This window comes from Mycobacterium sp. M26 (genome assembly GCF_001494595.1).
Classification (GTDB): Bacteria; Actinomycetota; Actinomycetes; order Mycobacteriales; family Mycobacteriaceae; genus Mycobacterium.
Window position 1 is genome coordinate 1780803 of record NZ_LN929907.1, and the last position, 14106, is coordinate 1794908.

At 65.0% G+C, this 14106-nt stretch carries 11 protein-coding genes and 1 riboswitch; of the genes, 4 read left to right on the plus strand and 7 right to left on the minus strand.

The features are described from left to right. Nucleotides 1–3 precede the first annotated feature (3 nt). Nucleotides 4–1350, minus strand: a complete 1347-nt coding sequence (locus BN3385_RS08470) for a bifunctional o-acetylhomoserine/o-acetylserine sulfhydrylase (protein ID WP_059016094.1) — start codon at nt 1348–1350, stop codon at nt 4–6. 43 nt (nt 1351–1393) lie between these two features. Beyond that, nucleotides 1394–1514: riboswitch (SAM riboswitch) on the minus strand. Nucleotides 1515–1687: 173 nt separating this feature from the next. Here BN3385_RS08470 and BN3385_RS08475 point away from each other — a divergent pair. Next, nucleotides 1688–3925, plus strand: a complete 2238-nt coding sequence (locus tag BN3385_RS08475) for an NADP-dependent isocitrate dehydrogenase (protein ID WP_059016095.1) — start codon at nt 1688–1690, stop codon at nt 3923–3925. Between the two features lies 1 nt (nt 3926). Here BN3385_RS08475 and ephH read toward each other — a convergent pair whose 3' ends face one another. Further along, nucleotides 3927–4769, minus strand: coding sequence for an epoxide hydrolase EphH (gene ephH / locus BN3385_RS08480; protein WP_059016096.1), 843 nt, complete (start codon nt 4767–4769; stop codon nt 3927–3929). A 49-nt stretch (nt 4770–4818) separates the two neighbouring features. On the opposite strand from ephH, the gene BN3385_RS08485 reads away from it, so the two are divergent. Next, entirely contained in the window at nt 4819–5619 is an 801-nt protein-coding gene (locus BN3385_RS08485; RefSeq protein WP_059016097.1) for an exodeoxyribonuclease III, read from the plus strand. On the opposite strand, the gene BN3385_RS08490 is transcribed toward BN3385_RS08485, so the two are convergent. Together BN3385_RS08490 and BN3385_RS08495 are read right to left on the minus strand one after the other, a co-directional pair. Further along, on the minus strand, nt 5616–6638 hold the full coding sequence (locus BN3385_RS08490; RefSeq protein WP_059016098.1) for an alpha/beta hydrolase: 1023 nt from the start codon (nt 6636–6638) through the stop codon (nt 5616–5618). The two genes, BN3385_RS08485 and BN3385_RS08490, sit on opposite strands and share 4 nt — an antisense overlap. After that, nucleotides 6638–7687, minus strand: coding sequence for an alpha/beta hydrolase (locus tag BN3385_RS08495; protein WP_059016099.1), 1050 nt, complete (start codon nt 7685–7687; stop codon nt 6638–6640). The genes BN3385_RS08490 and BN3385_RS08495 overlap by 1 nt, the downstream gene beginning before the upstream one ends. A 47-nt stretch (nt 7688–7734) precedes the next feature. Between BN3385_RS08495 and trpS the strand changes: the two genes are divergently transcribed. Both trpS and yhjD read left to right on the plus strand, forming a co-directional pair. Then, a complete protein-coding gene (trpS, locus tag BN3385_RS08500; protein ID WP_059016100.1) occupies nt 7735–8751 on the plus strand; it encodes a tryptophan--tRNA ligase in 1017 nt (338 codons plus the stop codon). 18 nt (nt 8752–8769) lie between these two features. After that, a complete protein-coding gene (gene yhjD, locus BN3385_RS08505; protein ID WP_059016101.1) occupies nt 8770–9792 on the plus strand; it encodes an inner membrane protein YhjD in 1023 nt (340 codons plus the stop codon). A 111-nt stretch (nt 9793–9903) separates the two neighbouring features. On the opposite strand, the gene BN3385_RS08510 is transcribed toward yhjD, so the two are convergent. From BN3385_RS08510 to BN3385_RS08520, 3 genes are all read right to left on the minus strand, one after another. Next, entirely contained in the window at nt 9904–10407 is a 504-nt protein-coding gene (locus BN3385_RS08510) for a hypothetical protein (RefSeq protein WP_059016102.1), read from the minus strand. A 768-nt stretch (nt 10408–11175) separates the two neighbouring features. Beyond that, nucleotides 11176–13227, minus strand: a complete 2052-nt coding sequence (locus BN3385_RS08515; RefSeq protein ID WP_059016103.1) for an SAM-dependent methyltransferase — start codon at nt 13225–13227, stop codon at nt 11176–11178. A gap of 17 nt (nt 13228–13244) precedes the next feature. Then, nucleotides 13245–13766 carry a PIN domain-containing protein gene (locus BN3385_RS08520; protein ID WP_156432640.1) on the minus strand — a complete coding sequence of 174 codons (522 nt, stop codon included), beginning with the start codon at nt 13764–13766 and terminating at the stop codon, nt 13245–13247. Between the last annotated feature and the right edge of the window lie 340 nt (nt 13767–14106).

Below are 14106 nucleotides of genomic sequence, written 5' to 3' on the forward strand. Positions count from 1 at the left end.
CCCTCAAAGGGCCGCCACGGCCCGCGGGGCGGAGGCGTCCGCGGACAGTGACGCTGCGGCGGCGAACCCGCGCTCGAGGTCGGCCAGGATGTCGTCGATGCCCTCCAGGCCGACGGCCAGCCGTACCAGGCCCGGGGTCACGCCGGTGGCCAGTTGCTCCTCGGCGGACAGCTGCTGGTGGGTGGTCGAGGCCGGGTGGATCACCAGCGAGCGCACGTCACCGATGTTGGCGACGTGGCTGTGCAGCGTGAGGGCGTTGACGAACGCCTTGCCTGCCTCAACCCCGCCGGCCAGCTCGAAGGACAGCACCGCGCCGGTTCCCTTGGGCGCCAGCTTCTTTGCCCGCTCGTGCCACGGCGAGCTGGGCAGCCCGGCGTAGTTCACCGACACCACGGCCGGGTGGTTCGCCAGGAACTCCGCGACCTTCTGGGCGTTGGCCACGTGGCGCTCGATGCGCAGGCTCAGCGTCTCCAGGCCCTGGGCGACCAGGAAGGCGTTGAACGGCGAGGCCGCCGAGCCAAGATCGCGCAGCAACTGCACCCGCGCCTTGAGCGCATACGCCGGGGCGCCCAGTTCGGCGAACACCACACCGTGATAGCTCGGGTCGGGGCTGGTGAAGCCGGGGAAGCGGCCCGAAGTCCAGTCGAAGTTGCCACTGTCGACGATCACACCGGCGATCGCGGTGCCATGCCCACCGAGGTACTTGGTGGCCGAGTGCACGACGATGTCGGCGCCGTGGGCGATCGGCTGGATCAGGTACGGCGTGGCGATGGTGTTGTCCACGATCAACGGCACACCGTTGTCATGGGCGACCTTCGAGACCCCGGGGATGTCCAGGATGTCGATCTGCGGGTTGGAGATGGTCTCGGCGAAGAACGCCTTGGTGTTCGGCCGGACCGCCTTCTGCCACGAGTCCAGGTCGTCGGGGTCCTCGACGAACGTGGTCTCGATGCCCAGCTTGGGCAGCGTGTAGTGCAGCAGGTTGTAGGTCCCGCCGTAGAGGCGCGGCGAGGACACGATGTGGTCGCCCGCCGCGGCGATGTTGAGGATCGCGAACGTCTCGGCTGCCTGCCCGGAGGCCAGGAACAACGCGGCCACCCCGCCTTCCAGGGCGGCGATGCGCTGCTCGACGGTGTCCTGGGTGGGATTCATGATCCGGGTGTAGATGTTGCCCGGCTCGGCCAGCCCGAACAGCGCCGCCGCGTGGTCGGTGCTGTCGAACGTGTACGAGGTGGTCTGGTAGATCGGGAGGGCCCGGGCGTGCGTCGCCGCGTCCGGGGTCTGCCCGGCGTGGATCTGCTTGGTCTCAAAAGACCAGTTTGCGGTCGGGTCTTCGTCAGGTGTGCTCACGACAGAACAGCCCCTATCTGTATCCGGGGCCCGTCGTGTCGCGGACCCGCGCTTGCCGTGCAGCCGGTTGCGGCTGCTCAACCTGGTCAATCACCCGGGGCACCCCACCGCGGTTGGAGGGTTGCCGGCCAGCAAGCCGGGGCTTAACGCTGGCACTCATGACCGTGGACAAGATTATCGCACCGGCTGGACAGCTGGCCAGCGGGTTACCGGAGCGGGCAGTGTGACGCAGACCTCTCCGCGGATGCGCTGAGCACTGTGACGTAGCGTCGGGAGCGACGCGATACTGATAGCCGCTACCGACAACTGACTGAAGACGACGCCTGGAGAACAGCACATGAGCGACCAGCAGCCGACCATCATCTACACGCTCACCGACGAGGCGCCGCTGTTGGCGACGTACGCCTTCCTGCCGGTGTTGCGCACCTTCGTCGAGGCGGCCGGGATCAACGTCAAGTCGAGCGACATCTCGGTGGCCGCGCGCATCCTGGCCGAATTCGGTGACTACCTCACCGAGGAGCAGCGGGTGCCCGACAACCTCGCCGAACTCGGCGAGCTCACCCAGGACCCGGCGGCCAACATCATCAAGCTGCCCAACATCAGCGCCTCGGTGCCGCAGCTGACGGCCGCCATCAAGGAGCTCAAGGCCAAGGGCTACAACGTGCCCGACTATCCGGACGACCCGAAGAACGACGACGAGCGCAAGATCAAGACCCGCTACGCGAAGGTGCTCGGCAGTGCCGTGAATCCGGTTCTGCGCGAAGGCAACTCGGATCGCCGCGCCCCCAAGGCGGTCAAGGAGTACGCCCGCAAGCACCCGCACAGCATGGGCCAGTGGTCACAGGCTTCGCGCACCCACGTCGCGACGATGAAGCATGGCGACTTCTACCACGGTGAGAAGTCGATGACGCTGGACAAGGCCCGCAGTGTGCGGATGGAGCTCAAGACCGCCGGCGGCGAGACGATCGTGCTCAAGCCCGAGGTGAAGCTTGACGAGGGCGACGTCATCGACAGCATGTTCATGAGCAAGAAGGCCCTGATCGACTTCTACGAGGAGCAGATCGAGGACGCCTACAAGACCGGCGTGATGTTCTCGCTGCACGTCAAGGCCACCATGATGAAGGTCAGCCACCCCATCGTGTTCGGCCACGCGGTGAAGGTCTTCTACAAGGACGCCTTCGCCAAGCACCAGGCGCTGTTCGACGAACTGGGCGTCAACGTCAACAACGGTCTGTCCGATCTCTACGACAAGATCGAGGTATTGCCGGCCTCGCAGCGCGAAGAAATCATCGAAGACCTGCACAAATGCCATGAGCACCGCCCAGAGCTGGCGATGGTGGACTCGGCCAAGGGCATCTCGAACTTCCACTCGCCCTCCGACGTCATCGTCGACGCCTCCATGCCGGCGATGATCCGGCTCGGCGGGAAGATGTACGGCGCCGACGGCCGCACCAAGGACACCAAGGCCGTCAACCCGGAATCGACCTTCTCCCGGATGTACCAGGAGGTCATCAACTTCTGTAAGACCAACGGGCAGTTCGACCCGACGACGATGGGCACCGTCCCCAACGTCGGGCTGATGGCGCAGAAGGCCGAGGAGTACGGCAGCCACGACAAGACCTTCGAGATCCCCGAAGCCGGCGTCGCCGACATCGTCGACAACGAGACCGGTGAGGTGCTGCTGAGCCAGAACGTCGAAGAAGGCGACATCTGGCGCATGCCGATCGTCAAGGACGCGCCGATCCGGGACTGGGTCAAGCTGGCCGTCACCCGGGCCCGGCTGTCCGGGATGCCGGTGGTGTTCTGGCTCGACGACGAGCGTCCGCACGAGAACGAACTGCGCAAGAAGGTGAAGACCTACCTCGCCGACCACGACACCGAGGGTCTGGAGATCACGATCCTGCCGCAGGTGTGGGCCATGCGGTACACCCTGGAGCGCCTGATCCGCGGCAAGGACACCATCTCGGCGACCGGCAATATCCTGCGCGACTACCTGACCGACCTGTTCCCGATCCTGGAGCTGGGCACCAGCGCCAAGATGCTGTCGATCGTGCCGCTGATGGCCGGCGGCGGCATGTACGAGACCGGTGCGGGTGGCTCGGCCCCCAAGCACGTCAGCCAGCTGGTGGAGGAGAACCACCTGCGGTGGGATTCGCTGGGTGAGTTCCTCGCGATCGGCGCCAGCCTGGAGGACCTGGGCAACAAGACCGACAACGCCAAGGCTAAGGTGCTGGCCACCACTCTGGACACCGCGGTCGGAAAGCTGTTGGACGAGAACAAGAGTCCGTCGCGCAAGACCGGCGAGCTGGATAACCGGGGCAGCCAGTTCTACCTCGCGCTGTACTGGGCCACCGAACTGGCGGCGCAGACCGAGGACGCCGAACTCGCCGCACACTTCGCCCCGCTGGCCAAGGAGCTGGCGGACAAGGAAGACGCGATCGTGGCTGAGCTCAACGAGGTTCAGGGCAATCACGCCGATATCGGTGGTTACTACTACCCGGACCCGGAGAAGACCGCCGCGGTGATGCGGCCGAGCAAGACGTTCAACGCCGCGCTGGAGGCCGCGCAGGGCTGAGTCAGGCGCCGCGCTCGTCGGCGCGCTGCACCGGTGGGGTGTGCGCGTCGACCCAGCCGGCGATCAGATCCGCGATGCGTTCCGGTGCCTCGAACATCGGAATGTGGCCCACCCCATCAAGAGTGGTCACTTCGTCGATGGCGGGGATGTGCTTGAGGAAGTGCTTGGTGAACCGCGGGTGCGGCAGCACCCGGTCGCGCTCGCAGATCACCAGGTTGGTCGGGATCGTGGTCTCGGTGAGTTCCATCAGCCCGGGTAGCAGCAGCGCCTTGATCAGCAACTGGTAGTAGGCCCGGCAGTGGGTGACGTCGTCGATGATCGCGTTGAGCTCGGTGTCGGTCAGACCCGCCGGGGTGGCGCTGATCGGCACGCTCGCGGCCTGACGGGCCAGCGGCAGCTTCAGCGCTCGCTCCCGCAGCAGCAGGGCGGTCAGCCAGACCGGGAGGCCGGCGACGAACTTGGCGACGATCTCGTACTTGACCGGTGACCAGCGGTGCCAGCCGCCGGCCGGGGCGATCGCGGTCAGGGTGCGGGCCCGCCCGCGGCGTTCGAGTTCGAAGGCCACCCAGCCGCCCAGCGAATTGCCCACGATATGGGCGGTGTCCCAACCGAGTTCGTCGAGTTGGGCTTCGACATGGTCGGCCAGCGTGGCGGTGTCCAGGAACCAGGAGCGGGTCGCCGGGCCACCGTTATGCCCGGCCATCGACGGCGCGAACACCTCGTAGCGGCCAGTGCCGGCCAGCGTCGGCGCGACGTCCTTCCACACGTAGGACGACATCATGAACGGATGGAGCAGAAGGATCGGCTGACCTGCCCCCAGATGAATCGGCTCGCGTGGTGCCATACCCCGACCGTAAGGTGATACCGCCGGTATCGCAAGGTAGGTTTTCTCCGTGATCGTGACGACCATCAACGTCAACGGGGTGCGCGCCGCGGTGCGTGAGCGCTCACCGGAGAACCTGGGCCTGCTGGCCTGGCTGTCGGACACCACCGCCGACGTGGTGTGCCTGCAGGAGACCCGGGCCGACGACGAGCAGCTGGCCGAGGCGCTGGCGCCGGCGACTGCCGACGGCTGGCACCTGGCGTCCGCGGCCCCGCACCTCAAAGGGCGCAGTGGTGTCGCCGTGCTGTCCCGGACGCCGTTCTCTGCGGTCCGGATCGGGCTGCCCGCAACCGAATTCGAGCTGCATGGCCGCTATCTCGAAGTCGACGTCGCCGACGTGACGGTGGGCAGCGTGTACGTCCACACCGGCGAAGCCGGTACCGATCGCCAGCTGGAGAAGGAACGGTTCATGTCCGGCATGGCCAAGCGGATGAGCGAGCTGGCCGCCGACGGGCGCGACGCGGTGATCTGCGGCGACTGGAACATCGCCCATACCGAGAATGACATCAAGGCCTGGAAGGCCAACGTCAAGAAGGCGGGCTTCCTGCCCAGCGAACGGCAGTGGCTGACCGAGGTGATGGACTCCGGCTGGGTGGACGTGATGCGCCGGCTGCACCCCGAGGTGGCCGGCCCGTACAGCTGGTGGTCGTGGCGCGGTAAGGCGTTCGACAACGACGCGGGCTGGCGGATCGATTACCACCTGGCCAGTGAAAGCCTGGCGGCCCGCACGGTGACGGGGCGGGTGGAGAAGCCGGCCGCCTACGCGCTGCGCTGGTCGGACCACGCGCCGGTGACCGTCGAGTTCGGCTAGGCCGGGCAGCCTTCGCGGTTGTTGCCGTCGATCGACGGGTTGTCCACCGCGGCGGCGACCGCATCCAGCACCCGCGGATCCCAGGGCAGCGCAGTCTCTTTCGGGAGCTTGCTGACCATCGACACGTAGTCGCTGTGGGTGTCGTCGAAGGAGTGGCAGCGCCGGTGCGGCAGCACCGAATCGTCGACATCGGCGGCCAGTGCACTGCGCAGCGCGACGATCCCGTCATTGGGCCACACCACCGGATCGCCGGGGCGTGCGAAGCGGGTACCGGCGATCAGGGTCACGGGAATCGGGTCGAGGACACCGGACTGAAAGGTGTTCCAGCCCTTGAGGTAATCGGCTCCGAGTTCGTGTGCGGAGCCCGACGGGTACACCTTCGCGATGTCCTTGTCGTAGCCGCGCATCTGGTCCTGGCAGAACTGGTCGCCCCCGCACGCGCCCAAGGGCACGGTGCCGTCGGAGAAATCCGCCAGATACGAACCCTGCCAGGGTGTTCCGATGGTGACCAGAGAGCGGACCTTCACCGGTGCTCCGGTTGCGGTGAGCACCCGGATGGCCGAGCGGGCGTAGAGCCCGCCCATCGAATGGCCGACCAGATCGACCTCGTTGACGCCCTTCTCCTTATGCAGATACTCGACGAAGCGGGCCAGGTGTTCACCGGCCAGGTCGATGCTGCCGGTGCTGTCGATCGTCATGGTGTCGGGCAGGGGAGCGGGGCAGGATCCGAAGGCGCCGAAACCCGTCTGGTTGCGCACCTGTCCGGGGCCGGCGTGAGCGGGTGCGGTATAGACCGTGCGGCCGGCGGTCAGCAGATACTCGCGCAGCGCGGTGTCCGCGCTGCCCGCGGAAAGTCCTGTGGTGCAGGCAGTCTCCGGAGTGGTGAACGGGCTGTCGCTGGCCAGTCCGGACACCAGGACCACGGCGTGCGCCGGGTCGGACCGGGTTGTGGTGGTGGCCTTGTCGCCGCAGCCGGCCAGCAGCAGCGCGCAGGCCGCCGCGATCAGGAGGCGGCGCATCAGCTCGGGCAGCCTTCCCGATTGGGCCCGTCGAGAGCCTTCGGGGCATTCTCGATGGCCTCGCGCACCACGTCGAAGACCTGCGGGTCCCACGTCAGCGCCGTCTTCCACTCCAGTCCCGCGGCGTTGGAGACGTAGATCGAGTGGGTGTCGTCGAAGGTGTAGCAGCGGCGGTGCGGCAGCACCGGGTCACCGATGTCGACCGCCAGCGCGCTCTGCAACGCCACGATGCCGTCGTTGGGCCAGACCGCGGGGTTGATCTTGCCGGCGCTGCTGGATGGGGGGTTGAACTTCTTGCCCGCGATCAGCACCACCGGGGTCTTGTCGAGCACACCGGACTGGAATTCGTTCCAGCCGTCCTTGCCCATCAGATAAGCCTGGTTGACCTCGCGGCCGGAGCCGGCCATCAGTCGTTTGACCTCGTCGGCCATGCTCTTCATGCCCGTCTCGCACAGCTTGTCGCCCAGGCAGTCGGTCAGCGGCAGCAGCCCGTTGGCGTAGTCCGACAGGTAGGAGCCCTGCCAGGGTGTGCCGATTGTGGTCAGCGAGCGCACCTTCACCGGTGAGTTGGTGGTCGTCAGCACCCGGATCGCGGCGCGCGAATACAGCCCGCCCATCGAGTGCGCCACGAAGTCGACTTCGTTAACGCCCTTGTCGGTGTGCAGCCAGTTCAGGAAGCGGGCCAGGTGCTCGCCGGCGGTGTCGATACTGCCGGTCGAATTCACGGTCATGTTCTCCGGCAGGGTCACCGGGCACACCCCGAATGCGCCGAAGCCGGTCTGGTCGACGACCTGTCCGCGGCCGGCCATCGCCGGTGAGGTGTAGACCGTGTAGCCCTTGCCGAGCAGGTACTCGCGCAGCGCCGTGTCGGAATTCCCCGCGGCCAGCCCGGTGGCGCAGGCCTGATCCGGGGTGGTGAACGGGCTGGTGGCGTCACCGCCGGAGACGATCACCACGGCCGTCGACGCCGGCCGCTTGGCCTCGCCACCACCCCCGCACGCGGCCAGAACCAACGCCAACGACGACAACAGGACGGCCAGTGCGCGCACGAGCAGGATGCTAGCCGCGAAACGGCTCGTGACAGGATTGATCCATCATGAGCACCTCACCGCGTCGTGTCGTCTTCTCCGGCGTCCAGCCGACCTCCGACTCCCTGCACCTGGGTAACGCACTCGGCGCGATCAAGCAGTGGGTGGATCTGCAGGACGACTTCGACGCCTACTTCTGCGTGGTGGACCTGCACGCGATCACCGTGCCGCAGGATCCCGAGACGCTGCGCCAGCGCACCCTGGTCACTGCCGCGCAGTATCTGGCGCTCGGCATCGACCCGGCGCGGGCGACGATCTTCGTGCAGAGCCATGTGCCCGCCCATACCGAACTCGCGTGGGTGCTGGGCTGCTTCACCGGTTTCGGGCAGGCCTCCCGGATGACCCAGTTCAAGGACAAGTCGCAGAAGCAGGGCGCCGAGGCCACCACCGTCGGGTTGTTCACCTATCCGGTGCTGATGGCCGCCGACGTGCTGCTCTACGACACCGACCTGGTGCCGGTAGGCGAGGATCAGCGTCAGCACCTGGAACTGGCCCGCGACGTCGCTCAGCGGTTCAATGCCCGCTTCCCGGACACCTTCGTGATCCCGGACCCGATGATCCCGAAGGTCACCGCCAAGATCTACGACCTGCAGGACCCGACGGCCAAGATGAGCAAGTCGGCGGCCGCCGACGCCGGGCTGATCGCCCTGCTCGACGACCCGAAGGTGTCGGCCAAGAAGATCCGCTCGGCGGTCACCGACAGCGAGCGCGAGATCCGCTACGACGTCCAGGCCAAGCCGGGGGTGTCCAACCTGCTGTCGATCCAGTCCGCGGTGACCGGTGTCGACGTCGACGCCCTGGTGTCGGGGTATGAGGGCCGCGGCTACGGGGACCTGAAGAAGGAGACCGCCGAGGCGGTCGTCGAGTACGTGACGCCGATCCAGCAGCGGGTGAACGAACTGCTGGCCGATCCCGCCGAACTGCAGGCCATCCTCGCCGTCGGCGCGCAGCGTGCCCGCGAGGTGTCTGCCAAGACCATCGGACGGGTATACGAGCGGATAGGGTTTTTGCCGACAAGTTCGTAATCCCCGCGGGAGGCTGGCATGGCAGACCCGGCCACACCGGGCATCCTCGACCGGCTGCGGGCCCGCTACGGGTGGTTCGACCACGTCATGCGCGCCCAGCAGCGCTACGACAAGTCCAAGGGCGACTTCTACGCCGCGGGTATCACCTACTACACGATCTTCGCGCTGTTCCCGTTGCTGATGGTGGGTTTCGCGGCGGCCGGCTTCATGCTCGCCAGCCGTCCGCACCTGCTGACGGAGATCGAAAACCGGATCAAGGCAACGGTTTCCGGTGAGCTGGGTCAGCAGCTGATCGGGTTGATGGACTCGGCGATCGACTCGCGCACCTCGGTGGGTGTGATCGGGTTGGCGACCGCGGCGTGGGCGGGGCTGGGGTGGATCGCGAATCTGCGCGAGGCGCTGAGCCAGATGTGGGATCAGCGGGCCGACCCGGACAACTTCGTGCGCACCAAGCTCAAGGACTTGCTGGTGCTGCTGTCGACGTTCCTGGCGATCACGATCACGGTCGGCCTGACCGCGCTGGCCGACCCCGCGCTGATGGAGAAGGTGCTGGGCTGGTTCGGGGTGCCGGATGCGACCGCGCTGGGTGGGGTGCTGCGGGCGGTGTCGCTGGTGATGTCGTGGCTGGTGTCCTGGCTGCTGTTCACCTGGATGATCGCGCGGATGCCGCGGGAGTCGATCAGCTTCCGCTCGAGTGTGCAGGCCGGACTGATTGCGGCGGTGGGCTTCGAGATCTTCAAGCAGGTGGCCTCGATCTACCTGCGGTCGGTGGTGCACGGCCCGGCCGGGGCGACGTTCGGCCCGGTGCTGGGCCTGATGGTATTCGCCTATATCACCGCGCGGCTGCTGCTGTTCTCGACGGCGTGGGCGGCGACGTCGGCGGAGAACCTGCGCGACGAGCCGGTGCCGGCGCCCGCGCCGGCAGTGATCACCCCGCGGGTCGGCCCCGACGAGGGGCTCTCGACGCGGCAGTGGCTGGGGGCTGCGGGAGTGGGTGCGCTTGGTGCGCTGGGGCTTTCGCGGCTCTGGCGGGGAAGGTAGGGGTCGGCGGTTCTTCCGGGGGACAACAATGTTGCCCGCCTCCGAGCGACTCTTGGCGTTGTCCCTCTGAGTGAACGGCTACTCGGCGATAGTCGGTCGCGCATTCGATGACTAACAGTCTTGGTAGGCGGAGCAGGTCTTCGGGTGCTCTTTCTCGGCAATTTGCGCTAGGCGCATGTTCGACGATGGATCTATTTCGTAGAACAAGGGGCCGTTGACCGTGTCCGCGTACGCCGTGACTTCAACCGGCACTTCGGTACCTTTGTCTGATCTCGCGTTTACCAATCCACGGTATTCGCTGCCGCCGGGTACCACCTGGAACAGCGTGAGGTCCTGTTCATACCGAAAGTGACCGTCCATCGTGGACTCGTTGGTGTCAATCAAGTTCTGCAGGCCGACTGTCACAGTCTTGGCTAGTGCCGAATTGTCGACCTCTATCTTCCTTGCTGCGGCATCAGCCATGTGGTCGGTGATTGCATACCACGTTAAAGTGCCGAGCAGGCCAACAGCCGCGACTGCCGCCACGGTGAGAACCGTAAGGAGAAACGTGCGATAACGGCCAGAAGCGGTGGACTTATGGTGCGGTTGTTCAATGCTGGCGGCAATGTCGTTCATGTGATCCCCTCTGACGTTCTAGGTGTTGGGGTGAAACCGTACTCCGGCCCACCGACAAGGATGGGTCCCGAATTGCCCCTTCTGGATAGCGCAGGACCGTTGGGTATTCGGGAAGAATTTCGGGACAGCACCTCGCATATTGTTTCCGCGCCCGCTCTGAGTTAACCGCTGGGTTCAGCATCTGCTGCGTCAGTGCAGGGCGACCGTCGTTGGAGCCGTCGAGTCGGCGGGGTGCATGCATGGGAGTTACTGAGGAGCTACTCAAACGCTCGTGCCAGATCGGTAGACGAGATGCTTAATCGCAACATCGAACGCGGTTGTGGAATGGACCCAACGGTGGCGCATAGCGGCTGAGTCGTCTCGTGCTTCCCAGATTCGAACGCGCGCCCTTTCTGGGCCGCTACGCCGGGAGGTGGCGGCTGAAGTCGGAGGCTTCGCCTTTCAGCTCTTTGAGTAGTGAGCGCCATCAGGGCCGGATCCGGCAAGGTTGTCGAACAGGCAGGCCTCGGGCCCAAAACACATCAAGGATGAGAACGCCTAGAAGGACCAATACCGTGGATGGAATGCCTGGACATTGGTCCCGGCAGACAGCGCCGGGAGAATACGATCGGAGCCGACCGACCCGAGCCCCAAGCTGGATCCTGTCCCGAGCCTTGGGGATAGGCCCTAGCGTCCTAAACCGTGCCTGCCTGCTCCCACCCCAAGGCGTTTCATGCCGAGTCGCAGCCCGGCTCCCTTCTCATTCAGCACTATTGAGAAACTTGGTCATCATTCCTCCGGCCCTGGGATCGAAGTCCCAACTGATCCCGACCCGGTAGCGTCGGCAAGTGCTTGCCAGTAAGCCGCTGCGGCTGAGGCGACGGTCTGGGCTGCCGCCTGAAGACGGTATACGGCTTGTGCGTGGTTGGCGAGCTGAATCTGTTGTTCCATTGGAATTAGTGGGAACGAAAGGTCCAGTGGGCGCAGACCCGGCGTGTTTGATGCAGTGATGTGAACACTGTTGCGACCAGCGGCCAGGCTCAAGGCAAGGTAGTAGGGGTTCAGTTTCTCCGGATCGCAACGTAGAACAGTGATCTCGTGTGAAGGAACAAAGCCGCCGACGGTAGATACGGTGGCACGGACTTGCCGATCGGGGGTCGCCCACACCAGAACGTCACCTGGCTCTACAAGATTTCTCTGGCTGTGCGGATCGGGGCTCGCCTTCGCGTCGGCGTAACGCATCACGCCGTCCTCGCCGCGCCACATCAAGTCGGCGTCCTGAATCCGTAGCTTGGGCGGCTCGGTCCCCGCGACGTCGTCAAGCGCTGACTTGTGGTCTCGACGACCTGCACCCCTACGGATCATCTTGACCCACATGTCTTCTCGTGCCTCGCGAACGGTGACTATCGCGGCACGATCAGGCACAAGGCGAGATGTTGGAATGCCTGCCGCCAAGACGGATTGTCGAGCCTGGTCAAGGGTGGCGGCAGCGGCCTCGACCATCTCAATTAGCTCGGGTGCCGATGTGGGCGTAGCAACGTGAGCACACCAGTACTGCGGGTCGAGGATCACTGTCGGCCCGAGCAATTTGATGGGTGTGACAGCCACAAAACGTGGATCGTCGGTTGGAAGGACGGTCTGGCTGGACGGATCATCGAGCCAATTGCACAACGTGTGTGCTAGGTCGCCATACCCGTCGGCGTCCGACGGGTTCAACGTCGAGTAGTCAGCGAAAAGAACGTTTGCAACTGGCTCACGCCGATTGGACAAAATCCATAGGTGGGGCGCACTTTTGCTCGTAGGAAGGGCATTCGACGGCAGGGTCACTACTGCTGCGAGCAGACCTCTTTGAATCAGCGCGCGGCGGAACTGGTCAGAACGGTCTTCAGAGGCGAGACTGTGCGGCAGTACGAGAAATGCCTCGCCGTCTGGCGAAAGTGCCTGTAGCGCGAGTTGCGGCCATGCGGCATCGGCAGAGCCTCGGACGGGCCCAAGGGGCAATCGTCGCATCCTCTCGTTTCCAAGTTCCAGTTTTTGTCCAAATGGGGGGATGCTGACGACAGCATCGAACGTGCGCCCTTCAAGCGTGTCGACTTCAAGGATGTCAGCGTCGATCACAATCTCGGTATTGGCCCGTTGCGCTAATCGGGAATCAGCTATGAACGCCTTCACGAAGTCTGGTTCCATTCCAACGAGTTCCACCGCTGGGTGCTTCTGACCTGTCGCGAGCAAGAGGGCACCTGTCCCGCAAGCGAAGTCGAGTACGCTGGTCGACTGTTCATGAACCAGACCTGCCAAGAGACTATGCAAGTTCCGCTGGGCTGAGGACGCCTCAGGAGTGCGTCGCCAACGATCGAGCTCGTCAAACTCTTGCGCTGCGCGCTCGACTAACGCTGCCTTGTCGACAACGTCGGCGCTGATCTCCGTCTCGAGGAACTCGCGGATTGCCCCTGCCTGGGACTTGGTGGCGCGAATCTTGGTGTCAAGGCTGTCCGCACCGATCGTTATCGGGTAGCGCTCGTCGTAGGGACCATCCCAGTAAGTGATGCGTTCACCCTGGATTGCCGCGATCAGCAGCGTCAACGGATCCGTTGCATCGTCACATTGCACATCATTGGTGGTGTACCGCCAGTTCCGGACGAGCTCGCCGGCGCGGTCGTTGCCTACCACCTTGTCCGGATAGCGGTTGGCCAGCCAATCGCGAACAGCAGCAGCGTCAAACTGGGGTCGCCCGGGTGGCGAGTCCGGCAGAGGTGCGGGGAATTCGTCGTGACGCCTCTGCCAGTTCGAGACAGTGGACCGCTGCACGCCGGCGAGTTCCGCGATATCGCTGACCGTCATCCGAATCGTTGGCCCGGTCAAGATGCACTCCATGTGTTGAGGTCGGATGGGATGAAGTTGATCTCACAACTAGCAGACGCAGCCAATTTGAGTGCGCGGGACAGCCGATCCCTTGGCGCAATTACCCCAACTGGCAGCCCGAGGGCAATCAATGCCGCAACAGGGTGGGCGAACCCGCCGTCCCCGGTGGCCAAGAGGCAGCGCCCAAACCGCTGGTGGAGATTCTCGGTCGCCATCACCTCCTGGAGCGCGAGATCGGCGCCATCGCGACCAGATCGCGCTACAACCCGAGCGTCGCCCCACACAGACTTAGCCACGAAGAGGTTGTGATGGCTAGTGCTGACGATCACGTGGTCGCCCAGGGCCACTACCCCGGTGGCGAAGTACATGGCACGAGCGTTGCATGCGGCCACCTCTGTGACATGGCCCGATCCGACGAGGTTTTCCAGGTCAATCAGGTGGACCCCGCGCTCTCGGAGCCGCTTCGTAATCGTGTGTGCTGTTCCTCCCGCCGCATCGGCGGTCTGCTTGTTGTTCATGGTCCAAATCATGCCAGATGAAAACCGGTTGTCAAGACGCTACGGGTGAATGACGAGTCAGTCGATAGAGCCAGGACACCAAGGTTTCATCGCAGGATTGCCGAAACGCCCTCGGGAGGGCTTCGGGAGGTACCGGAATGTCGCCAGGCCTCCGAGCTGTGAAATCCCGCCATGGGCTCGACGCGTGTCGGAGTGCGAGCGCGCCTGCCTGTTCAGAATGTGAACACCCCATCCGGGTGCAACGTGCAGAGGCATCGCCCTGCTCGATGCCCGCCAGGGCTTCGAAGCCGGAGGTTCCGCGGTCGGCTTGACTTCAGGCCGTCGCCACGAGCTCGAACTG